Source organism: Variovorax trehalosi, from assembly GCF_051216415.1.
In the GTDB taxonomy this organism is placed as follows: domain Bacteria; phylum Pseudomonadota; class Gammaproteobacteria; order Burkholderiales; family Burkholderiaceae_C; genus Variovorax.
This window is the reverse complement of record NZ_JBPJZG010000008.1, coordinates 206,518-227,067: the sequence shown is the minus strand read 5'-3', so window position 1 is coordinate 227,067 and position 20,550 is coordinate 206,518. Positions and strand designations below refer to the sequence as shown.

19 protein-coding genes are annotated in these 20,550 nt (G+C 65.6%); 3 read left to right on the top strand and 16 right to left on the bottom strand.

The window, feature by feature from the left end; genetic code table 11:
* Nucleotides 1-5: 5 nt before the first annotated feature.
* The 11 genes from ACSFA7_RS27580 to ACSFA7_RS27530 are packed head-to-tail and all read right to left on the bottom strand — an operon-like array spanning nucleotide 6 to nucleotide 10,617.
* Complete coding sequence (locus ACSFA7_RS27580; RefSeq protein ID WP_435502304.1) at nucleotides 6-890, bottom strand: class I SAM-dependent methyltransferase; 885 nt, start codon at nucleotides 888-890, stop codon at nucleotides 6-8.
* Entirely contained in the window at nucleotides 887-1,462 is a 576-nt protein-coding gene (locus ACSFA7_RS27575; RefSeq protein ID WP_435502303.1) for a DUF1415 domain-containing protein, read from the bottom strand. The genes ACSFA7_RS27580 and ACSFA7_RS27575 overlap by 4 nt, the downstream gene beginning before the upstream one ends.
* Nucleotides 1,459-2,667: an MFS transporter gene (locus tag ACSFA7_RS27570; protein WP_435502356.1), complete on the bottom strand. Its 1,209-nt coding sequence runs from the start codon at nucleotides 2,665-2,667 to the stop codon at nucleotides 1,459-1,461. Before ACSFA7_RS27570 ends, ACSFA7_RS27575 begins: the two co-directional genes overlap by 4 nt.
* Nucleotides 2,668-2,711: 44 nt before the next feature.
* Nucleotides 2,712-3,842 carry a deoxyguanosinetriphosphate triphosphohydrolase gene (locus ACSFA7_RS27565; RefSeq protein WP_435502302.1) on the bottom strand — a complete coding sequence of 377 codons (1,131 nt, stop codon included), beginning with the start codon at nucleotides 3,840-3,842 and terminating at the stop codon, nucleotides 2,712-2,714.
* The gene (aroB, locus tag ACSFA7_RS27560) at nucleotides 3,839-4,948 is read right to left on the bottom strand and encodes a 3-dehydroquinate synthase (protein ID WP_435502301.1); all 1,110 of its coding nucleotides are present in this window, start codon (nucleotides 4,946-4,948) and stop codon (nucleotides 3,839-3,841) included. Before aroB ends, ACSFA7_RS27565 begins: the two co-directional genes overlap by 4 nt.
* A 33-nt stretch (nucleotides 4,949-4,981) precedes the next feature.
* Nucleotides 4,982-5,530 (bottom strand): shikimate kinase, encoded by a 549-nt coding sequence (locus ACSFA7_RS27555; RefSeq protein ID WP_435502300.1) that lies wholly within the window; start codon nucleotides 5,528-5,530, stop codon nucleotides 4,982-4,984.
* Between the two features lie 23 nt (nucleotides 5,531-5,553).
* Nucleotides 5,554-7,704: a type IV pilus secretin PilQ gene (locus ACSFA7_RS27550; RefSeq protein ID WP_435502299.1), complete on the bottom strand. Its 2,151-nt coding sequence runs from the start codon at nucleotides 7,702-7,704 to the stop codon at nucleotides 5,554-5,556.
* A complete protein-coding gene (locus tag ACSFA7_RS27545) occupies nucleotides 7,701-8,240 on the bottom strand; it encodes a pilus assembly protein PilP (protein WP_435502298.1) in 540 nt (179 codons plus the stop codon). Before ACSFA7_RS27545 ends, ACSFA7_RS27550 begins: the two co-directional genes overlap by 4 nt.
* The gene (locus ACSFA7_RS27540) at nucleotides 8,237-8,914 is read right to left on the bottom strand and encodes a type IV pilus inner membrane component PilO (RefSeq protein WP_435502297.1); all 678 of its coding nucleotides are present in this window, start codon (nucleotides 8,912-8,914) and stop codon (nucleotides 8,237-8,239) included. Before ACSFA7_RS27540 ends, ACSFA7_RS27545 begins: the two co-directional genes overlap by 4 nt.
* 6 nt (nucleotides 8,915-8,920) lie before the next feature.
* The gene (locus ACSFA7_RS27535; RefSeq protein WP_435502296.1) at nucleotides 8,921-9,541 is read right to left on the bottom strand and encodes a PilN domain-containing protein; all 621 of its coding nucleotides are present in this window, start codon (nucleotides 9,539-9,541) and stop codon (nucleotides 8,921-8,923) included.
* Entirely contained in the window at nucleotides 9,538-10,617 is a 1,080-nt protein-coding gene (locus ACSFA7_RS27530; protein ID WP_013539687.1) for a pilus assembly protein PilM, read from the bottom strand. Before ACSFA7_RS27530 ends, ACSFA7_RS27535 begins: the two co-directional genes overlap by 4 nt.
* A 239-nt stretch (nucleotides 10,618-10,856) precedes the next feature.
* Between ACSFA7_RS27530 and ACSFA7_RS27525 the strand changes: the two genes are divergently transcribed.
* Nucleotides 10,857-13,268 (top strand): penicillin-binding protein 1A, encoded by a 2,412-nt coding sequence (locus tag ACSFA7_RS27525; RefSeq protein ID WP_435502295.1) that lies wholly within the window; start codon nucleotides 10,857-10,859, stop codon nucleotides 13,266-13,268.
* Between the two features lie 10 nt (nucleotides 13,269-13,278).
* On the opposite strand, the gene cyaY is transcribed toward ACSFA7_RS27525, so the two are convergent.
* Nucleotides 13,279-13,611, bottom strand: coding sequence for an iron donor protein CyaY (cyaY, locus tag ACSFA7_RS27520; RefSeq protein ID WP_435502294.1), 333 nt, complete (start codon nucleotides 13,609-13,611; stop codon nucleotides 13,279-13,281).
* Nucleotides 13,612-13,623: 12 nt separating this feature from the next.
* Here cyaY and lptM point away from each other — a divergent pair, with 12 nt between their 5' ends.
* Entirely contained in the window at nucleotides 13,624-13,893 is a 270-nt protein-coding gene (gene lptM, locus ACSFA7_RS27515) for an LPS translocon maturation chaperone LptM (protein WP_435502293.1), read from the top strand.
* The gene (gene lysA, locus ACSFA7_RS27510) at nucleotides 13,890-15,161 is read left to right on the top strand and encodes a diaminopimelate decarboxylase (protein WP_435502292.1); all 1,272 of its coding nucleotides are present in this window, start codon (nucleotides 13,890-13,892) and stop codon (nucleotides 15,159-15,161) included. Before lptM ends, lysA begins: the two co-directional genes overlap by 4 nt.
* On the opposite strand, the gene ACSFA7_RS27505 is transcribed toward lysA, so the two are convergent.
* From ACSFA7_RS27505 to ACSFA7_RS27490, 4 genes are all read right to left on the bottom strand, one after another.
* Nucleotides 15,162-15,818 carry a protein-methionine-sulfoxide reductase heme-binding subunit MsrQ gene (locus ACSFA7_RS27505; protein ID WP_435502291.1) on the bottom strand — a complete coding sequence of 219 codons (657 nt, stop codon included), beginning with the start codon at nucleotides 15,816-15,818 and terminating at the stop codon, nucleotides 15,162-15,164.
* A 45-nt stretch (nucleotides 15,819-15,863) separates the two neighbouring features.
* Nucleotides 15,864-16,877, bottom strand: coding sequence for a protein-methionine-sulfoxide reductase catalytic subunit MsrP (gene msrP, locus ACSFA7_RS27500; protein ID WP_435502290.1), 1,014 nt, complete (start codon nucleotides 16,875-16,877; stop codon nucleotides 15,864-15,866).
* Nucleotides 16,878-16,993: 116 nt separating this feature from the next.
* Nucleotides 16,994-18,310: a c-type cytochrome biogenesis protein CcsB gene (gene ccsB, locus ACSFA7_RS27495; RefSeq protein ID WP_435502289.1), complete on the bottom strand. Its 1,317-nt coding sequence runs from the start codon at nucleotides 18,308-18,310 to the stop codon at nucleotides 16,994-16,996.
* Nucleotides 18,307-20,478, bottom strand: coding sequence for a cytochrome c biogenesis protein ResB (locus ACSFA7_RS27490; protein WP_435502288.1), 2,172 nt, complete (start codon nucleotides 20,476-20,478; stop codon nucleotides 18,307-18,309). The genes ccsB and ACSFA7_RS27490 overlap by 4 nt, the downstream gene beginning before the upstream one ends.
* Nucleotides 20,479-20,550: the final 72 nt, after the last annotated feature.

The following is a 20,550-nucleotide window of genomic DNA, read 5'->3' as shown; positions in this document are numbered from 1 at the left end:
CAGCCTCAGCCGAGGCGAAACCGCGTATCGCCCAGCGCGTCGAGCCCGAACTGCGACAGCAGTTCACCCAAACGCGTCGCCGCGCTCGCCTTGCGCTGCCCGGTGTAGCGCGCCAGGATCAACTCGTTTTTCATGCTGTGCTCCCAGCCGACCAGCTCGGTCACAGTGACGCTGTAGCCATTGGCTTCGAGGTACAGGCAGCGCAGCACATTGGTGAGCTGGCTGCCGATTTCGCGCGTGTGCAGCGGATGCCGCCACAGCTCCGCGAGCGGCGTGCGCGACAGGGCCAGCGCCTTGGTCTCGCGCAGGCACGCCGCCACTTCCGCCTGGCAGCACGGCACCAGCACCATGCAGCGCGCCTTCTTCGCCAGGCCGAAGGCGATGGCGTCGTCGGTCGCGGTGTCGCAGGCATGCAGCGCGGTGACCACGTCGATCTGCGCCGGCAGCTCGCTCGCATTCGCCGATTCAGCCACCGTGAGGTTGAGGAACGACATGCGGCCGAAGCCCAGGTGCGCGGCCAGCTTGCGCGAGCGCTCGACCAGTTCGGCGCGCGTCTCGATGCCGTAGACATGCCCGCCCTGGCGCGCCCGGAAGAACAGGTCGTAGATGATGAAGCCGAGGTACGACTTGCCCGCGCCATGGTCGGCCAGCGTGGCCTCGGCGCCCTCGCCCGGCAGCTCGCGCAGCAGTTGCTCGATGAACTGGAACAGGTGATAGACCTGCTTGAGCTTGCGCCGCGAATCCTGGTTGAGCCGGCCCTCGCGCGTGAGGATGTGCAGTTCCTTGAGCAGTTCGATGGACTGCCCGGGGCGCAGAACTTCGGTCAGCTCGGCGTCGGCCTTCGCGGCCTTGTTGGTCTTCGTGGCCTTGGCCGCGGCATGTGCATTCATGGTCGGGCACTCCCTGGGCCCACGTCGAGCGCGGCCCAGCCTGCCGGGCCCAGCGCTTCGAGTGTTTCGATGTTGCGTTCGAAGATGGCCTCGGCTTCCGGAAACGCCTCGACCGCGCGGCTCACGCTGTCTTCGCGCAGCAGGTGCAGCGTGGGATACGGCGCGCGGTTGGTCGCGTTCTCGATGTCGTCCGGCTCGGTGCCCGCGAACTGGAACTGCGGGTGAAAGCTTGCGAGCTGGAACACGCCGTCGAAGCCCGCTCGAGCGAGCTTGCGTTCGGCACGGCCCAGAAAATCGTTGAAGTCCAGAAAATCCGCCAAGGTGTTGGGTGCGATCAGAAGGGTGGTGTCGCGCACGGCGGCGTCGACGGCTGCGAGTTCGTTGGCTTCGGCAAGAAGCGCTTCCATCAGGCCGGACTCGTCGGCGGGCAGGTGCACCGCGTAATGGATCTGCGCCTTCACGTGCACCGCCTTGGCGAACGGGCACAGGTTGAGGCCGATGACCGCTCGCTCGAGCCAGCGCCGCGTGTCGGCTTCGGCCTGAAAGGCGTCGATTGTCGCCGGGCTGGTCATGCCGCCTCCGTTGCGGGGCTTAGTCGCCCGAGTCGCCGCGCGAGCGCCATTCCGACCACTGAACAGGCTAACGTGGCCGCCCAGGTCCAGTGCCAGCCACCGACGCGGTGCGCGACCCACGCCACGGCGGGAGGCGCCAGGAACTGCCCCAGCGAAGAGGCCTGCTGCATGAGCCCCACCGTCGTGGAAACCGTGGTGGGCCCGGGCGCCAGCCGGACACCGAGCAGGAACAGCGTCGCCGGCACCATGCCGCCGCCGAGCGAGAAGGCGCAGACCGCGGCGTAGCGCAACGCGGGCGGCAAGCCCAGCGCGTCAACGCCCTGCCCCACCTGCGCGAATGCGGCCACGCCGCCCAGCGCCATTGCCAGGAAGCCCCATTGCAGCAACCGCTCGGGCGCCACGCCGCGCTGCAGCCAGCGGCCACCGGCGACGTTGCCAACGATGTTCATCGCTGCGGCGATCGCGGTGAGCACCGCATTCCAGCCGGCCGGCACGCCCGCACCGGCGTAGATGGCGGGGAGAAAGCCGATCACGGCCATCCACTGGGCGGAATACACGGCGAAGGTCAGCGCGGTCAGCCAGGGTGCGCGGGCACCGACGGTGGCGCGCAGGCGCGAGACCCAGCCTTCGCTGGCGCCGCCCGTCGCGGCTGGACGCAATCGGTCCGCCGGCACGGCAGACCACACCCACAGCGCGGCTGCGGCCGAAACGACCGACAGCGCCCACCACCAGTCGGCCCAGCCGCCCCAGGCGATCAAGGCAGGTCCCAGCAGCAACGCGAGGGCCACGCCCAGCGGCATGTAGGCGCCCCAGAGGCCGAGCGCGGCCTTGTCGGCGCCCGACGGCGTCAGGGCGCGGATCAATCCGGGCCCCGGCATCACCGCCAGCAGGAAACCGATGCCTTCGACCGCGCGCAAGACCAGCAGCCATTGAACGGCATGTGCGCCACCAACGAGACCCGCGCCGACCGCGCCGCCGAGCAGGCTGGCCGCCGTCAGTACGAGGAGCCCCGTCAGCATGCTTCGGCGCAAGCCGATGGTGTCGGCTGCGAGGCCGGCCACGAGGCCCAGCGTCATGCTCGCCACCTGCACGAGCGAGAGCAGGAACCCCGCCTCGACCAGTCCGATGCCGAGCGAGGCCTGCAGCGCCGGCACGGCGGGCGGCAGCTTTCCCAGATGCAACGCGGCACTGACGCCGCCCAGCATGACGGCGAAGGCCGCAAGCGGAACGCGCGGTGCGGGGTTCGCGCTCACGCGATGCCCCGCCGGCCAGTCAGCCGCTCGTGCTCGCGCATCGCAAAGCGATCGGTCATGCCCGCGATGTAGTCAGCCACGGCCCGGGGCCGGTCGTGGCGCTCGGCATAGGAGCCGGGCATCTCGGCGCCGCGTTCGAGGTAAGCCTCGAACAGTTCCCGCACCACCTGCTGCGCCTGGTCGGTCGTCTGCGTCACCTGCGGGTGGCGATACAGGTTGCGGAACAGGAAGCGCTTGAGCTCGTCCGACTGGAACTGCATGGTCTCGCTGAAGGCGACGATGGGTGCGGCGTTGCGCACGCCGTCCGCATCGGCGGGCGCCAGCGTCTGCAGCGCCGCGCGCGTGGCGTCGATCACGTCGTAGACCTGGGCGCTCAGCATGCGCCGGATGGTCTCGTAGAGCACACGGCGCCCTTGCAGCTCGGGATGCTCGGACAGCGCCTCGCGGCGGTAGCGCTCGAAGAGTTCCACCTCGGCCAACTGCCCGACGCTGATGAGGCCCGAGCGCACGCCGTCGTCGATGTCGTGGGCGTTGTAGGCGATGGCATCGGCCAGGTTGCACAGCTGCGCCTCGAGGCCGGGCTGCGTACGGTCGAGGAAGCGACGCGCCACGCCGTTCGGCTCGGCCAGCTCCAGGCGCTCCGCATTCGCGCGCGAGCAGTGCTTGAGGATGCCCTCGCGCGTCTCGAAGCTGAGATTGAGGCCGTCGTATTGCGGGTAGCGGTGCTCCAGCGCATCCACCACCCGCAGGCTCTGCAGGTTGTGCTCGAAGCCACCGTGGCCGGTCATGCAGGCGTTGAGCGCATCCTGCCCGGCATGCCCGAAAGGCGTGTGGCCCAAGTCGTGCGCGAGAGCAATCGCTTCAACCAAGTCTTCGTTCAGGCGCAGGGCACGTGCGATCGAGCGGCCCAGCTGCGCAACCTCCAGCGAATGCGTGAGCCGCGTGCGGAAAAGGTCACCTTCGTGGTTCAGGAAGACCTGGGTCTTGTAGACCAGCCGGCGGAACGCCGTGGAATGCACGATGCGGTCGCGGTCGCGCTGGAAGGCATCGCGCGTGGGCGCGGGCGGCTCGGCATGGCGGCGACCGCGCGACTGCGCGGGGTGACAGGCGTAGGCCGCAAGGCTCATCCCGCGCAGCACTGCGCGAGCACTTCGCGCACCAGCGCGTCGGGCGCGCTGGTGACTGCGGCGGAACCGGGCTTGTCGATCACCACGAAACGGATCTCGCCGGCTTCCGATTTCTTGTCAACGCGCATGAGTTCGAGATAGCGGTCCGCGCCCAGCGCCGGACCGACGATCGGGAGGCCCGCACGCTCGATGAGGCGCGTGAGCCGCGCCACGAAAGCCGCATCGACGCCGCCCAACCGCCGCGACAGATGCGCCGCCATGACCATGCCGCAGCCGACCGCCTCGCCATGCAGCCATTCGCCATAGCCGAGGCCTGATTCGATCGCGTGGCCGAAGGTGTGGCCGAAATTCAGGATGGCCCGCAGGCCCGTCTCGCGCTCGTCCTGGCCGACCACCAGCGCCTTGATCTCGCAGCTGCGCTTGACGGCGTAGGCCAGCGCAGCCGGATCTCGCGCGACCAGCGCATCGATGTTCGTCTCGATCCAGTCGAAGAAGGCCATGTCGTGGATCGGCCCGTACTTGATCACCTCGGCCAAGCCCGCGCTGAGTTCGCGCGGCGGCAGGGTCTGCAAGGTGCCGAGATCGCAGACCACGAGCTGCGGCTGGTAGAACGCGCCGATCATGTTCTTGCCCAGCGGGTGGTTGATGGCCGTCTTGCCGCCGACCGACGAATCGACCTGCGCCAGCAGCGTGGTCGGCACCTGGACGAAGGGCACGCCGCGCATGTAGCTCGCGGCGGCGAAGCCGGTCATGTCGCCCACCACGCCGCCGCCCAGGGCGAACAGCACGGTCTTGCGGTCGCTGCCGTGGCCGAGCAGCGCGTCGAAGATCAGGTTCAGGGTCTCGAGGTTCTTGTGCACCTCGCCGTCGGGGAGCTCCAGCAGGTGCACGGTGCGAAAGCGGTTCGCCAATGCGGTCCGAAGGGCCTTGGCGTAGAGCGGAGCGACCGTGGTGTTGCTGACGATCAGCGCGCTGGCCGCCGCGGGCGTGGCCGCGAAGCTTGCCGGATCGTCCAGCAGGCCGGCGCCGATCAGGATGGGGTAGCTGCGTTCGCCGAGCTGGATGTCGACGCGTTCTGGCGGTGCGGAAGGTGCGGGCAATGGCATGGCAGCGAGTTTAGGCGCTGCGGCCGGAGCCAGTCAGACAGTGGGCTCTTCCGGATGGGCGCCCGGCGCGACGACGCCGGCGAGCTCGAGCTGCATCACGATGATGTTGACCAGCATGGCGATCGAAGGGCGGCCGGTGTCGACTACGTCGTGGGCCGTTTCGCGGTAGAGCGGGTCGCGCGCATCGTGCAGTTCGCGAAGCCGGCCTAAGGGATCGGCCACCTGCAAGAGCGGTCGCTTGACATCGTGGCGCAGGCGCCGGAACAGATCTTCGGGAGAGGAGCGCAGGTAGATCACGTGGAAGTGATCGCGCAACTGGCGGCGGTTGGCTTCCCGCAGCACGGCTCCGCCGCCGGTGGCCAGCACGCCCTGGGCGTTTGCGGCGAGATCGGCGATGACGGTCTGTTCGAGATCCCGGAAGACCGCTTCGCCTTCGCGGTCGAAGTAATCACGGATCGAGCAGCCGATACGCTGTTCGATCACGTGATCGGTGTCGATGAATGGAGTGTTCAGCCGCGCCCCCAGGCGCCGGCCCACTGCGGATTTTCCGGCGCCGGGCAAGCCGACGAGTGCGACCGCCACGCGGTAGCTGCTACGCCCGCGCGTCAGCGCGCGGCGTTGCGGTCGGTAATCATCTTTGGGGTGATAAAGACGAGCATTTCGGTCTTGTTGGCAACGCGTTCGCGCTTGCGGAACAATGCCCCCATGTAGGGGATTTCACCCAGCACCGGCACGCGCGACTCGTCATTGGTTTCGGTAAGTTCGAAGATACCACCGATGACGACCGTGCCGCCGTTCTCGACCAGCACCTCGGTCTGCACGTGCTTGGTGTTGATGGCCGGACCCGCCGAAGTGTTGACGCCGCGGGCGTCCTTGCTCACGTCCAGGGTCAGGATGATGTTGCCTTCGGGTGTGATCTGCGGGGTCACTTCAAGCTTCAGCACCGCCTTGCGGAAAGAGATGGAAGTTGCACCGCTGGACGTCGCCTGTTGGTAGGGGATTTCTTCGCCCTGCTCGATCAGCGCCTTGGTCTGGTCGGCCGTGATGACGCGGGGGCTGGAAACCAGCTTGCCCTTGCCGTCGGCTTCGAGCGCGGAGATTTCGAGGTTCAGCATGCGCGAGAAGCTCGAGTTGAACAGCGAGATCGCGAAGGCGCCAGCGGCGTTACCCGTACCACCTGCATCGCCTGCGGGCAGGTTGATGAAATTGGAGTTAGTCCAGGTAGTAACTGCGGTGCTGGGGCCACCGTTGGTGCCCGGGGTGACGATCGGCATCACACCGACGTTTCCATAAGCACGATTGCCCGCTGACGATGCGAAGCGTTCGCCGGAGAGACCGCCGCCCAGTCGCACACCCAATGATTTGCCGAAGGTGTCCGAGGCTTCGACGATACGCGCCTCAATCAGCACCTGTCGAACGGGGACGTCGAGCTTCTGGATCAGTTCGGTCACCTGCGCCAAGCGCGACGGAATATCCGAAACGAACAGTTGGTTGGTGCGTGACTCGGCAATCACACTGCCGCGGGGGCTGAGGATACGCGTCGTAGTGCCACCGCCGCCGCCACCACCACTGCCGGCACCAGTCCCGGTCAGACCTTGCGCAATGGCAATGGCTTTCGTGTAGTTCAACTGGAACGATTGCGTACGCAGCGGCTCCAGGTTCTCGATCGCCGCCTTCGCCTCGAATTCCAGCTTTTCCTTGGCGTTGATTTCATCCTTCGGCGCAATCCACAGCACGCTGCCGTTCTTGCGCATGCCCAGGTTCTTCGCCTGCATGATGATGTCCAGGGCCTGATCCCACGGCACATCCTTCAGGCGCAGCGTCAACGCACCGGTCACCGAGTCAGAGGTCACGATATTGAAGTTCGTGAAATCGGCAATCACCTGCAGCAGCGAGCGGATCTCGATGTTCTGGAAATTAAGCGACAGTTTTTCGCCGTTGTAGCCGACGCCTTGCGTCAGCTTGGTCGGATCGACCTTGCGGGCACGCACTTCCACCACGAACTGGTTTTCGCTCTGGTAGGCGCTGTGCTCCCAGTCGCCCTTGGCCTCGATCGTCATGCGGACGCGATCGCCCGACTGCTGTGACGTGATCAGCTGGACCGGCGTTCCGAAGTCGCCCACGTCGAGGCGGCGGCGCAGGCCCTCGGGCAGCGTCGACTTGGTGAATTCCACGACAAGGTTCTTGCCTTGCTGCTTGACGTCGACACCCACCTGGTTGTTCGGCAGGTCGACGATGACGCGGCCGGTGCTGTCAGCACCGAGCCGGAAGTCGACATCGCGCAGTGGCAGCGTGTCGCGATTGCGGTTCTCCGCAAAAACCGTGGCTGTGGAAGCAGCCAGTGCAGTGCCAGCCACAGGCTCAAGAACGACCAACAGCGACTTGCCCTGGATTTCCGTCTTGTATGCAGTGGCCTGCTTGAGGTTCAGCACCACCCGACTACGCTCGCCGGCCTGCACCACGTTGACCGAACGCAGGTTGCCCTGGTTCACCTCAATGGCAGAGCGTCCGATGGCGTTCGTCACGCCCGGGAAGTCGAGCGCGATCCGCGCCGGCGTCTGGACGGCAAACCCGGCCGGCACCGCGGTGAGCGGCTGGGCCAGATCGATCCGGATCACCTCGGCGCCGGATTGCGTCGAGCTGGTGACAGCTTCGATCGCGTTTTGCGCATGGGCGACGGCAACTGCACCGAAGGCCAGCAGACCCAGCCCGGCGGCGCGCAGCCACTGTGCCATCGTTGATTTTTTTTGGTTCATTTCGCACTCTCTTGCAGCTGCAATGTCGCCACGCGTTCGATCCATTCACCGGCGGCGTCCTGCACGATTTCACGCAAGGCGACTTCGGTTTCGTTGATACGGGTAATGCGCCCGTAGTTGAGCCCCAGGTATTCGCCGACGCGCACCTTGTAGAGCAGCTTGTCGACACGAACCAGCGCCACCGGCTGGCCGTTGCGATTCATGCTGCCGACCATGGCCATCGAATCGAGCGGGAAGGCTTCGAGCGATTCCTTGCGGCGAGCCAGTTCGGGCGCGATCAGCTCCGAGGTGCTCGGCTGGTTCGATTCGCGGCGCAGTGCCTGCGTCAGCTTCAGGATGTTGAACGGCTCGAAGGACGAGCCTTCGGTGTAGGCCTGGGGTGTGAACTTCTTCGGCTCGGCAATCGGCGGCACCGAGGGCTTCACCTGGGCGCGCTGCTCGACCATCCAGCGTTGCAGGTCTTCCTGGCCGGAATCGCAGGCACTCAGGCCTGCCGTGGCCAGCATCAGCCACAAAACTTGGGTTCCCGCCCTCATTGCTTCGCCTTCGGCGCCGTGGCGCGTTTCTGGGCGGCCCGCTCGTCTTCATCGAGATAGCGGAAGGTGCGCGCGGTGGCGTCCATCGTCAGCACGTCCTTGTCCTTTTGCGGCGTGATCGTCATGTTGTTGAGCGTCACGATGCGCGAGAGGCTGGCAACGTCGGCTGCGAAGGCGCCCATGTCGTGATAGCGCCCCGTGACGCGCACGGCAATCGGAAGCTCGGCGTAGTAATCCTTCACCGACACCGAACCCGGGCGGAACAACTCGAACTGCAGGCTGCGGCCGAGACCGGCCTGATTGATGTCCGAAAGCAGCGCGTCCATTTCGGCCTTGCTGGGCAGTTGCTTCTCGAGCAGGGTCACGTACTGCTGCACCTGTTCGCGCTGCTTCTTCAGCAGGTCGAGATTGGCTGCCTGCGCGACCTTCTTCTGGTAATCGGCCTTGAGCGTCACCTCCTTGGCGCGCTCGCTCTCGAGCTGGTCATCGGAGTTGGTGAGCCAGACGAACCACAACGCTACGAGCACCAGCGCGGTCACCGCCAGGCACAGGGCATAGCGCGGCACTGCCGGCCACATCGACGGATCGTTTGGATTCAGTCCGCGGAACTGGTCGCCAACGTTCCGCAGCACGGCACCGGCGTCTATTTTTTGAGAGGGGCGATTGCTTGCCATGCTCGATTACCCCTTCACCTGCGCCGCGGCCGCCAGTGCCTTGTCGGCAGCAGCCTTCTGTGCATCGGTCGGCCGCTTCAGGCCGATCTTCATCGTGAAATTGGCGACGCGACGCTGATCACGCTGGCTCAGATTGACCGTAGTGGATGTGATTTCCACCAGTTCCGGCTTCACCAGCCAAGGGCTGTTGTTGCCCAGGTTGCGCAGCAGTTCGGACACGCGTTCGTTCGACTGCGCCATGCCTTGCAGCGTGACGGTCTGGTTGTCCTGCTTCATGTTGGTGAGGTAGACACCGTCGGGCAGTTGCCGGACCAGTTCGTTGAGCAGGTGCACAGGCAGGTTGCGATCGCCCTGCAAGTCCTCGACTGCCTGCTGACGTGCGCGCAGGGCCGCGATTTCATCCTGCAGCGTCGAGATTTCCTTGATCTCGACCTCGAGTTTCTTGATCTCGGCTTGCAGGAAGCTGTTCTTCGATTGCTGGGTCGAGATCTGCGCCTCGAACCAGAGGTAGCCAAGGCCTGCGATCAAGCCGCCCAGCAGCGCAGCGCCGCCGAGGGTTCCATAGAAAGCCTCGCGACGCCGCTTGCGTGCGGCTTCGCGGTGCGGAAGCAGATTGATGAGGATCACTGCAGGAACCTCCGCATGGCAAGGCCGCAAGAGGTCAGGTACGAGGGCGCTTCGCGCCGCACCTTCTTCTCGCGGATGCTCGGCCCGAAATCCATGCCGTCGAACGGATTGACGAGCGAGCAGGCAAAAGAGGTCTGGCGGGTGACGGCACTGGTCAGCCCCGGCAGCGACGACGAACCGCCGGCCAGCAGCACATAGTCCACGCGGTTGTGCGGTGTGCTGGTGAAGAAAAACTGCAGCGCACGCGCGATTTCCTGCGCGATGCTTTCCACGAAGGGCTTGAGCACGCCCGAGCCGTAGTCGTCGGGGAGGTCGCCGCTGCGCTTCTTGGCTTCGGCTTCCTCGGCGGAAAAGCCGTACTGGCGGACGATCAGCTGGGTCAGTTGGGCGCCCCCGAAGGCCTGGTCGCGGTCATACAACACTTCCTGGTTGCGCAACACCTGCATGCTGGTAGTGAAAGCGCCCACCTCGAACAACGCCACGATCGAATCCACGCCCTTGCCGGGCAGTTGCTCGATCAGGCGTGCGGTCGCGAGGCGCGAGGCATAGGACTCGACGTCCAGGATCATGGCCTTCAGTCCGGCCGCCTCTGCCAGGCCTTCGCGGTCCTGGACCTTTTCCTTGCGGGACGCGGCAATCAGCACTTCCACGTCGCCTGCGGACGAGGTGCTGGGGCCTGTGACGCAGAAGTCGAGGCTGACTTCGTCGAGCGAGAACGGGATGTACTGGTTGGCTTCGGACTCGACCTGAATCTCGAGCTCCTGTTCGCTCATGCCACCGGGAAGAATGATCTTCTTGGTGATCACCGCCGAGGGTGGCAGCGCGAGCGCGACGTTGCGCGTCTTGGTGCCGCTCTTGCGCACGACGCGCCGGACGGCCTCGGCCACCTCGTCGAACTTCTCGACGTTGCCGTCGGTGATCCAGCCACGTTCCAGGGGTTCGATGGCACAGCGTTCCAGAACCAGCTTGCCGCTGGCCTCGCGGCCGAGCTCGACCAGCTTGACGCTGGACGAGCTGACATCCAGCCCAAGCAAGGGGGCGTTTTGACGACGAAACAATGATCCAAGAGCAGCCAAGTTAGGTCCCTCTCCCCCTGTATTTGTAACCAATGGAAAAATATGCGTTCGGTTGCACTCTAGCAGCAGGCGTGGCGCCAACCAAGCAACCCGGGGGGGCAAAACGGCCAAACGTTGTCAAAACCTGACGTCAAAGCCGCATTCTGTAACTTTCGAATTAGGACTGTGCGAGACAGCAAAGATCGAACCGCGGCCGAAGGGACGGCTTTTTATAATGTCCGGTGACTCTCCGGGCCCTCATGCAAGAAACTTCACGCCCCAAAGGGCCAGCCAAGACCCCTCCTCCCGCACGCCCAGCCTGGCTCAGATGGCTGCTGCGCTTCGTGTTCTGGGGGTTCGGCATCGCCGCAGCCGGTGTGCTGTCGGTCCTCTGCGTGGTCGCGGTGGCCCTGGCGGTCGCCTATCCGAACCTGCCGGACATCTCGGAACTTTCCGACTACCGTCCCAAGCTGCCGCTGCGGGTTTTTTCCGCCGAAGGCACGCTGATCGGTGAATTCGGCGAAGAGCGTCGCAACCTCACGCCGATCGCCGCCATTCCCAAGGTGGTGAAAGATGCAGTGCTCGCCGCCGAGGACGCGCGCTTCTATGACCACGGCGGCGTCGACTACAAGGGCATGGTTCGCGCGGGCCTGGCCAACCTGAACCGCGTGAAGAGCCAGGGCGCCTCGACCATCACGATGCAGGTGGCACGCAATGTCTACCTGAGTTCCGAGAAGACGCTGACCCGCAAGGTCTACGAGGTGCTGCTGACCTTCAAGCTGGAGCACCTGCTCAGCAAGGACCAGATCTTCGAGATCTACCTGAACCAGATCTATCTGGGCAACCGCGCCTACGGTTTCGCCGCCGCGTCGGATGCGTATTTCGGCAAGCCGCTGCAGGAGCTGACGATCGCAGAGGCCGCCATGCTGGCCGGCCTGCCGAAGGCGCCGGGCGCGAACAACCCGGTCAACAACCCGCAGCGCGCGCGCGGCCGCCAGTTCTATGTGATCGACCGCATGCAGGAAGCCGGCTTCATCACGGCCGAGCAGGCGGCCGAAGCCAAGAAGGAAGAGTTGCATCTGCGCGACGCGGCAGATCCGAACCGCCTGCATGCCGAGTACGTCGCCGAAACCGTGCGCCAGCTGATGTATGCGCAGTACGGCGACAGCACCTACACGCGCGGCCTCAAGGTCTACACCTCACTGGTCGCTGCCGACCAGGCGGCGGCCTACAAGGCGCTGCGCAAGGGCATCATGGATTACGAGCGCCGCCAGATCTACCGCGGCCCCGAGAAGTTCGTCGACCTGCCGGCCGACAACAAGGACCTCGACGAGGCCGTCGACGACGCACTCACCGACCACCCCGACAACGGCGACGTGATGGCGGCCGTGGTGCTCAAGGCCAATGCCAAGGAAATCACCGCTGTGCGCGGCAACGGCGACCCGGTGCAGATCACCGGCGAAGGCCTCAAGCCCGCCCAGTCGGGCCTCTCCGACAAGGCACCGCCCAACATCAAGATCCGCCGCGGCGCGGTGATCCGCGTGGTGAAGACACCCAAGAACACCTGGGAAATCACGCAACTGCCTGAGGTGGAAGGCGCCTTCATCGCCATGGACCCGCGCGACGGCGCGATCAAGGCACTGGTCGGCGGGTTCGATTTCGGCAAGAACAAGTTCAATCACGTCACGCAGGCCTGGCGCCAGCCGGGTTCGAGCTTCAAGCCCTTCATCTACTCGGCGGCGCTCGAAAAAGGCTTCACCCCCGCCACGGTCATCAACGATGGCCCGCTCTTTTTCGATGCCGGCACCACCGGCGGCCAGCCCTGGGAGCCCAAGAACTACGGCGGCGGCTACGACGGCCCGATGTCGATGCGCACGGCGCTGATGAAGTCGAAGAACCTGGTGTCGATCCGCATCCTGCAATCCATCGGCACCCGCTATGCACAGGAATGGATCACCAACTTCGGCTTCGACAAGGACAAGCACCCCGCCTACCTGCCGATGGCGCTCGGCGCGGGCGCCGTCACGCCGATGCAGATGGCGGTGGGCTACTCGGTGTTCGCCAACGGCGGCTACCGCGTCAATCCCTACCTCGTGACCCGCATCACCGACCACAAGGACAAGCTCCTGGTCGACAAGCAGCCCTCGCTGCTCAATGAGGCGAACCGCGCCATTCCCCAGCGCAACGCCTTCATCATGGACACATTGCTGCAGTCGGTGGCGCGTGCAGGCACGGCAGCCAAGGCGCAGGCGATGCTCAAGCGGCCCGACCTGTACGGCAAGACCGGCACCACCAACGATTCCCTCGATGCCTGGTTCGCGGGCTTCCAGCCCACGATGACGGCCATCTCGTGGATCGGCTACGACACGCCGCGCAATCTGGGCGACCGCGAAACCGGCGGCGGCCTGAGCCTGCCGATCTGGATCAACTACATGGAGACCGCCATCAAGGGCGTGCCCGTGACCGACCTGTCGACCACGCCGCCCTCGGGCATCGTGAATGTGGGTGGCGAGTGGTACTACGACGACTACGCGCCGGGCCGCGGTGTGGCAAGCCTCGGCGTGGAGGCAGCAGCGCCCGTGGCGCCGGTCGAAGCCCTGACCGGCGCGCCGGTGAGCCCGCCGGCGCCGCCGGAAGAGCGCAACCGCATCCTCGATCTCTTCCGGAACTGACGCGGAGCGATCAGCCGGCCGCGAACTCCAGCGGCTGGCCTGCCTGCAGCGTGGCTTCGCGCGAGAGGTTGCCGAAGAACTCCTCGCCCGTCTTGGTGTCGACCCAGGCCCGACCGTCGTGTCGGTAGTGATAGCCACCTGAGCGTGCCGCGAGCCAGATCTCCTGCAGCGGCTTCTGCAGGTTCACGATCAGCTGGCTCCCGTTCTGGAAGGACATCGTGATCATCCCGCCCACCCGCTGGTTGTCGATGTCGGCGTCGGTCGCATCGTTGATGCGATCGCAGCCTTGCTCGATCGCAGCGAGCGCTGATTCGGCGCGGTCCATGTACTCGGTGTCGGTCATTACAATTTCGTTATGTTGAATGTTCGCCAAATTCTAGTGACCGCTCGCGGCCGCACTGCGCTCATGGTTTGCATCGCCGCTGCGGCAGCCGGGCTCGCCGCCTGCGGCCAGCGCGGTGCGTTGTACCTGCCTAGCGATCCCGCAGCCGCTCAGCGGGCCACCCTGCCGCAATTGATCACCCCCGGCGACTCCAGCGCTTCTTCCAACCAAGCCGCACCCAAGCCTGCTGCCGCCAGCAGTGCGCCGGCCGCAGCCACCACCGGCAGCGGAGCGCCCAAGTGACAAACGCCTCCCTTCCCGGCCATCCCCATATTGCCCACCGCGAGGACGCCCTTCATGTCGAAGGGCTGGCCCTCGATGCGCTCGCGCGCGAACACGGCACACCGCTGTTCGTCTATTCGAAGCAATGGATGTTGGATGCGCTGGCCGCCTACCAGCGCGGCTTCGAGGGCCGCGATGCCCTGATCTGCTATGCGATGAAGGCCAATTCGTCGCTCGGCGTGTTGCGTGTGTTTGCCGAAGCAGGCTGCGGATTCGACATCGTCTCGGGCGGCGAACTCGCCCGCGTGCTGGCCGTCGGCGCCGATCCGAAGAAGATCATCTTCTCGGGCGTCGGCAAGACCCGCGCGGAAATGCGCCAGGCCCTTGCGGCCGGCATCGCCTGCTTCAACGTCGAGAGCGAAGCCGAGCTCGATGTGCTGAACGAAGTGGCGCTGGCCGAAAGCCGCCGCGCGCCGATCAGCATCCGTATCAATCCGAACGTCGATCCGAAGACGCACCCCTACATCTCCACCGGCCTCAAAGGCAACAAGTTCGGCATCGCGCACGACCGCGCGGTCGAGGCTTATCGCCACGCCGCACGACTGCCGGGGCTCGAGGTGATCGGCATCGATTGCCACATCGGCTCGCAGATCACAGAAGCCTCACCGTATCTCGACGCCTGCGATCGCGTGCTCGACCTGGTCGAAGCCATCGAGGCGGCCGGCGTGCCGATCCACCACCTGGACTTCGGCGGTGGCCTGGGCATTGACTACAACGGCGAAGTGCCGCCCAAGGCCGATGACCTCTGGCAGCAGTTGCTCGCCAAGCTCGACGCACGCGGCTTCGGACAGCGCAAGCTGGTCATCGAGCCCGGCCGTTCGCTGGTCGGCAACGCGGGCGTGTGCGTGACCGAGGTGCTCTACACCAAGCCCGGCGAAGACAAGAATTTCTGCATCGTCGATGCCGCGATGAACGACCTGCCGCGCCCCGCGATGTACCAGGCCTTCCAAAAGATCGTGCCGCTGCGCATCCGCGCCGGCGATGCGCCGACCTACGACGTGGTCGGCCCGGTCTGCGAAAGCGGCGACTGGATCGGCCGCGACCGCGCACTCAACGTGCTGGCCGGCGACCTGCTCGCCGTGCTGTCGGCGGGTGCGTACTGCATGAGCATGTCCAGCAACTACAACACGCGTCCGCGTGCGGCCGAAGTGCTGGTGAGCGGCCAGAGCGCCACGCTGATCCGTCGCCGCGAGACGATGGAAGATCAGCTGCGCAACGAACTGGTCTGACTAGGTGGTGCTGCGCAGCGGCTTCTCGCCGCCGCGCGCACCGACGGGCGCCTTCGCCTTCCGCTTGCTCGCGTAGTTCCACACACGCCATCCCAGCAGCACCGCGATGATCGCGACGTAGACGAACACTTCGGCGAAGTTGTTCTTGCCTGCGCGCATCCAGAAGAAGTGCAGCAGACCCAGCCCGGCGATCACGTACACCAGCTTGTGCAGCATCTGCCAGCGCTTGGCGCCCATCGCCTTGATCGCGCGATTGAACGAAGTGGCCGCCAGCGGCGTCAGCAGCACGAAGGCCGAGAAGCCCACCAGGATGAACGGCCGCTTGGCAATGTCCTTGGCGATCTCGCCCCATTCGAAGCTCATGTCGAACCAGCTGTAGCACAAGAGGTGCAGCACCACGTAGAAATACGCGAAGAGGCCCAGCATGCGGCGAAAGCGCGCGAGCGCGTTCCATTTGCTGATGACGCGCAGCGGCGTCACCGCCAGCACGATGCAGATGAAGCGCAGCGTCCAGTCGCCGGTCGCGCGGATCAGGTACTCCTGAGGATTGGGTCCCAACTCTCCAACGGCCACGCCGTAGGCGAGCCACGCGAACGGCAGCAGGCACAGCACAAAGACGAGGGGCTTGGCGGCGGGATGGAGCAGCAGCTTGTTCATGGCGTTCGGGTCGCGCCCCGCGAGCAGCAGGGGTGCGCGCCCGCCTCAGTAGTTCTTCTTCAGGTCCATGCCCGTATACAGCTGGCCGACCTGCGCTTCATAGCCGTTGAAAATCAGCGTCTTGTTGCGCTTGGCGAACAGTCCGCCGCCATCGCCAATGCGGCGCTCGGTCGCCTGGCTCCAGCGCGGATGGTCCACGTTCGGGTTCACGTTCGAATAGAAGCCGTATTCCTGCGCCGCCGCCTTGTTCCAGGCCGTGCTCGGCTCCTTCTCGACGAAGCGGATCTTCACGATCGACTTGGCCGACTTGAAGCCGTACTTCCATGGCACCACCAGGCGCACCGGCGCGCCGTTCTGGTTGGGCAGCACCTCGCCGTACATGCCGAAGGCCAGCAGCGTGAGCGGATGCATCGCCTCGTCCATGCGCAGGCCCTCGGTGTAGGGCCAGTCGAGCACGCGCGAGCCGACGAAGGGCATGGTCTTCGGATCGGCCAGCGTCACGAACTCGATGAACTTGGCGTTGCCTTGCGGCTCGACCTTCTTGATGAGCTCGGCCAGCGAATAGCCGATCCACGGAATGACCATCGACCAGCCCTCGACGCAGCGCAGGCGGTAGATGCGCTCTTCCTGCGCGCTGAGCTTGAGCAGATCCTCGATGCCGTACTTGCCCGGCTTCTTGACCAGGCCTTCGACCTCGACGGTCCACGGCCGCGTCTTCAGCGTGCCGGCGTTCTTGACCGGATCGCCCTTGTCGGTGCCGAACTCGTAGAAGTTGTTGTAGCTCGACGCGTCCTTGTAGTCGGTGAGCTTGTCCATGGTCTGCGCGCCGGGCACCGTCGATTTGACGGCGGGCAGCAGCGCCAGCTTGTGCGGACCTGTCGCCTGGGCGAAAGCCTCGCGCCCTGCAAAGCTGGCCAGTGCCGCGCCTGCCGCGCCCGTGGCCATCAGCTTGAGCAGATCGCGCCGGCCTTCGTAGGCGGCGCGCGGCGTGATTTCGCTAGACAGCGGATGAATGAAACCGCTGTTGTCGCGACGGTGCGGACGGGATGGGAACGACATGACAGGCCTTTCGCGTGAATCGTTGTACTCAGGGTAGTTCGTGACACGCCCTGGTTTGGTTACGCGCCATGGCGGCGCGTGGTTTCAATTCTTCGCGAAAGGCTGAAAGCCCGCGCTTACAGGGTGCCGTAGCTGTGCAGTCCGCTCAGGAACATGTTGACGCCGAGGAACGCAAAGGTCGTGACTGCCAGGCCGCCCAGCGCCCACCACGCGGCCACCGTGCCGCGCAGGCCCTTCACGAGCCGCATGTGCAGCCAGGCCGCGTAGTTGAGCCAGACGATCAGCGCCCAGGTTTCCTTCGGATCCCAGCTCCAGTAGCCGCCCCAGGCGTCGGCGGCCCACAGGGCGCCGAGCACGGTGGCGATGGTGAAGAAGGCAAAGCCGACGGTGATCGACTTGTACATGACGTCGTCGAGCACTTCGTTGGCCGGCAGGCGCGCCGCGATGCGCTTGCGCCCGAGCAGGATGCCCGCGGCGATCAGCGCCGAGATGCCCGCATAGATCACCCAGTAGCTGCCGCCGGCTTCCTGCACGCGCTGGCGAAATGCCACCGGCACGAAGCACAGCGCCACGCCCAGGAGCCAGATCGGCGTGAGCTTGTACCAGCGGGTCTCGGTGGCCTGCTCCTTGATGAGGTAGGCGAACGCGACCATCGCCGCGAGCGCGAAGGTGCCGTAGCCGATGAAGTTGGCGGGGACGTGCAGCTTCATCCACCAGCTCTGCAGGGCCGGCACCAGCGGCTGGATTTCATGCGCCTCGCGCACGATCGTGTACCAGAGCAAAAAACCGACCGCGGCGCTGACCACCAGCATCACGAACGCACCGAGCGCGCGGGTGTTGTAGCGCTCTTCGAAGTAGAGGTAGAACGCGGCCGTCAGCCAGCAGAACAGCACGAACACTTCGTACAGGTTGCTCACCGGGATGTGGCCGATGTCCGGGCCGAGCTGGTGGCTTTCGTACCAGCGCACCATCGTGCCGATCAGCGCCATCGTCACGGCCGCCCAGGCCAGGCGCGAGCCGATTGCGTCGAAAGTGTCAGCTTGCTTGCCACCGAAGAAGCCGAGCCAGTAGAACACCGTGCTCATGAAGAACAGCACGCTCATCCACAAGATGGCCGACTGGCTCGAGAGGAAGTACTTGAGCCAGAACACCGAGTCGGCGCGCGCCAGGTCGCCCTGGTAGGAGGTGATCGCCAGCAGCGAGGCCGCGGCCACCACGAGGGCCAGCACCCGCAGCGGGCGCCAGAACCAGCCGATGGCGATCATCGAGATGACAGCGGCGGCGAGGATCGGCTTCTCGTAGTAATCCATCGACCCCGCATAGCGGGTGAAGGCGAACAGGCCGCCTGCCAGCACCAGCGCCGCGAACACCCAGTCGAACAGGTTGCGGCGCGAGAGCCAGCTTTCATTGAGCGTGAGGGTCGTGGTGTTCATTTTGTCGCCGTTGGTTCTTTGTCCAGTGCGAGCAGCTTGTGCTTGAGATGCTCGAATTCGCGGTCGCTGTCGATCGTCTTGCGGTTGACCGAGAAGGCCATCGTGGCGGCCGTTGCGTTGTCCCCTGAAGCGGCGCCATCGGGAGTGAGCCACACCCACAGCCGACGCTCGCGCACGTACAGCATGGCAAAAATCCCGACGATCAGCAACAGGCAGCCCAGATACACGACGTTCTTGCCGGGGGCACGCGCCACTTGGAACACGCTGGCCTGCACCTGGGTGAAGTCGGTCATCATCATCGCGACCGGCGCCGGGTAGAAGTGCGCATCGCTGATGGCCAGCACCGCCTGGGTGAGGTAGGCCTGCGATTTGTCGTCGCTCGGAAGCGCGGCCAGGCCGGCGCCCTCTCGGCTCAGGTTGAGCACTTCGAACAGCACGTCGTTGAGGATGCGCACCAGCACCGCGCCGGCGCGCTCGCGCTCGGCCTCGGGCACGTTGACTTCCATGAATTCGGCAATCGCCTGCCAGCCGCCGGCCGTGGTGGCATCGGCCTTGGCGCGCTCGCTGCCCGAGAACAGCGCGAGCGCGCGGGTGGCCGACACGCGCAGCTGCTCGGCCATTTCAGGCCGCTTCGGATCGGTTGCCTTGGCGATGTAGCGCTCGATGGCGCGCGCGCGGGCGTCAGGGTCGCCGAGCGCGGTGCGCATGCGGACGAACCCGTCCATCGAGCCCTGATCGTCGGCCGGCACGCGCAGGTAGCGGAACGGGTCTTCGGGCTTCTCGCGCATGCCCAGCAGGAACACCGGCTGGCCGTCGCCGGTGTCGACCGGCACCATGTAGTTCTGGTATTCGCGCGCCTGGCCGGCGGCGTCGCGCAGCTTGTAGCCGATGCTCGGGCCGATGTTGCGCAGCACCTTCGGCTTGTTGGTCTTGTTGGCGGCGCCCAGGCGCGATTCGAGGCTGTGGCGCAGGTCGACCTTGCGCACGTCGGCACCGCTGCCCATCGCACCGCCGTCGGCGAAGTTCTCGACGTTGATCACGCGCAGCGCGGCGTATTCGAGCGTGAGCTTGTCCTTGCCGTTGGTGATCTCGGTGCTGGGGCCGCCGATGATGCCTTCGACCTCGAAGGGCTTGGCCGCGGCCGCCATCGGCACCGCCTTGAGCTTCACCTTGGAGCCGCCGTCGTCGAAGCTCGACTGGTAGATCTCCACGCCCTTGTAGCTGGCCGGATGGTTCACCTCGATGCGCGCCGGCACCTGCGCGCCGGTCTCGCGGTCGTGCAGCACCACCTCGCTCGCGAAGAGCTTGGGCATGCCGGTCGAGTAGTAGTCGACGATGAACTTCTTGAGTTCGATGGAGAACGGCAGCTCCTGCAGCAGCACGCCGTCGGCCTGGTTCAGGATGGCCACGCTGCCCTGCCCGCCCTCGGGCACGAGGATGTTGCCGCGGAAGGTCGGGTTGTTGACCGAGAGCCGGTGCTCGGGCGCCACGTCGGCGATCATGCCGCCGCCGGTGAACACGCTCTTGCCGTTGAACCAGGTCTGCGCGCGCACCACGAGGTCGCCGTCGAGCAGGCCGCCGATGCACACCAGCACGATGGCACTGTGCGCCGCGATGTAGCCGAGCTTGTGCGCACCACCGGCACGCGCGGCGACCATCCAGCCCGGCGCGACCTTGCCGTCGCCCGAGCCGTCGCGCTGCTGCAGCTTGACCTTCCAGCCGCCGCTCACCAGCAGTTGGCCGATGCGGTTGGCGGCCGCGTCCGGCGTTTCCGCGAGCTTGTTTTCGGCGCGCTGGCCAAAGGCTTTCAGGCTCTGCGCGCGGATGTCTTCCTTGAAGGTCTTCAGGTCGACCAGGATGCGCGGCGTGTTGCGCGCGATGCACAGCGTGGTGCTGATCACCAGGAACAGCAGGATCAGCAGAAACCACCAGGCGCTGTAGATCGAATCGAGCCGTGCCGCACGGAAGAACTCTGCCCAGAACGGCCCGAACTGGTTGATGTAGTTGTTGATCGGCTCGTGCTGCTTGATGACCGTGCCGATGATCGAGGCGATGCAGATGACGGTGAGCAGCGCGATCGCGAAGCGCATCGACGAAAACAGCTCCACCGCCGCGCGAAGCACTTGCGGGCCGCGATGAACGCGAAGGCCATGGGTGGAGACTGACATCGGGTGGGGCGCTGGAAAAGGAGGAAAAAGCAAAAGGGCGGGCCATCCTCCTGGATCGGCCCGCCCTTTGTT

What these genes read in the sequence shown, in the direction of transcription:
- ccsB (WP_435502289.1), bottom strand. Translation starts at nt 18,310, where the DNA reads ATGAACACCACGACCCTCACGCTCAATGAAAGCTGGCTCTCGCGCCGC.
- ACSFA7_RS27550 (WP_435502299.1), bottom strand. Translation starts at nt 7,704, where the DNA reads ATGAACCAAAAAAAATCAACGATGGCACAGTGGCTGCGCGCCGCCGGG.
- ACSFA7_RS27490 (WP_435502288.1), bottom strand. Translation starts at nt 20,478, where the DNA reads ATGTCAGTCTCCACCCATGGCCTTCGCGTTCATCGCGGCCCGCAAGTG.
- ACSFA7_RS27505 (WP_435502291.1), bottom strand. Translation starts at nt 15,818, where the DNA reads ATGAACAAGCTGCTGCTCCATCCCGCCGCCAAGCCCCTCGTCTTTGTG.
- msrP (WP_435502290.1), bottom strand. Translation starts at nt 16,877, where the DNA reads ATGTCGTTCCCATCCCGTCCGCACCGTCGCGACAACAGCGGTTTCATT.
- ACSFA7_RS27580 (WP_435502304.1), bottom strand. Translation starts at nt 890, where the DNA reads ATGAATGCACATGCCGCGGCCAAGGCCACGAAGACCAACAAGGCCGCG.
- ACSFA7_RS27545 (WP_435502298.1), bottom strand. Translation starts at nt 8,240, where the DNA reads ATGAGGGCGGGAACCCAAGTTTTGTGGCTGATGCTGGCCACGGCAGGC.
- ACSFA7_RS27525 (WP_435502295.1), top strand. Translation starts at nt 10,857, where the DNA reads ATGCAAGAAACTTCACGCCCCAAAGGGCCAGCCAAGACCCCTCCTCCC.
- aroB (WP_435502301.1), bottom strand. Translation starts at nt 4,948, where the DNA reads ATGCCATTGCCCGCACCTTCCGCACCGCCAGAACGCGTCGACATCCAG.
- ACSFA7_RS27540 (WP_435502297.1), bottom strand. Translation starts at nt 8,914, where the DNA reads ATGGCAAGCAATCGCCCCTCTCAAAAAATAGACGCCGGTGCCGTGCTG.
- ACSFA7_RS27575 (WP_435502303.1), bottom strand. Translation starts at nt 1,462, where the DNA reads ATGACCAGCCCGGCGACAATCGACGCCTTTCAGGCCGAAGCCGACACG.
- ACSFA7_RS27565 (WP_435502302.1), bottom strand. Translation starts at nt 3,842, where the DNA reads ATGAGCCTTGCGGCCTACGCCTGTCACCCCGCGCAGTCGCGCGGTCGC.
- cyaY (WP_435502294.1), bottom strand. Translation starts at nt 13,611, where the DNA reads ATGACCGACACCGAGTACATGGACCGCGCCGAATCAGCGCTCGCTGCG.
- ACSFA7_RS27570 (WP_435502356.1), bottom strand. Translation starts at nt 2,667, where the DNA reads ATGCTGGGCGGCGTCAGTGCCGCGTTGCATCTGGGAAAGCTGCCGCCC.
- lptM (WP_435502293.1), top strand. Translation starts at nt 13,624, where the DNA reads ATGTTGAATGTTCGCCAAATTCTAGTGACCGCTCGCGGCCGCACTGCG.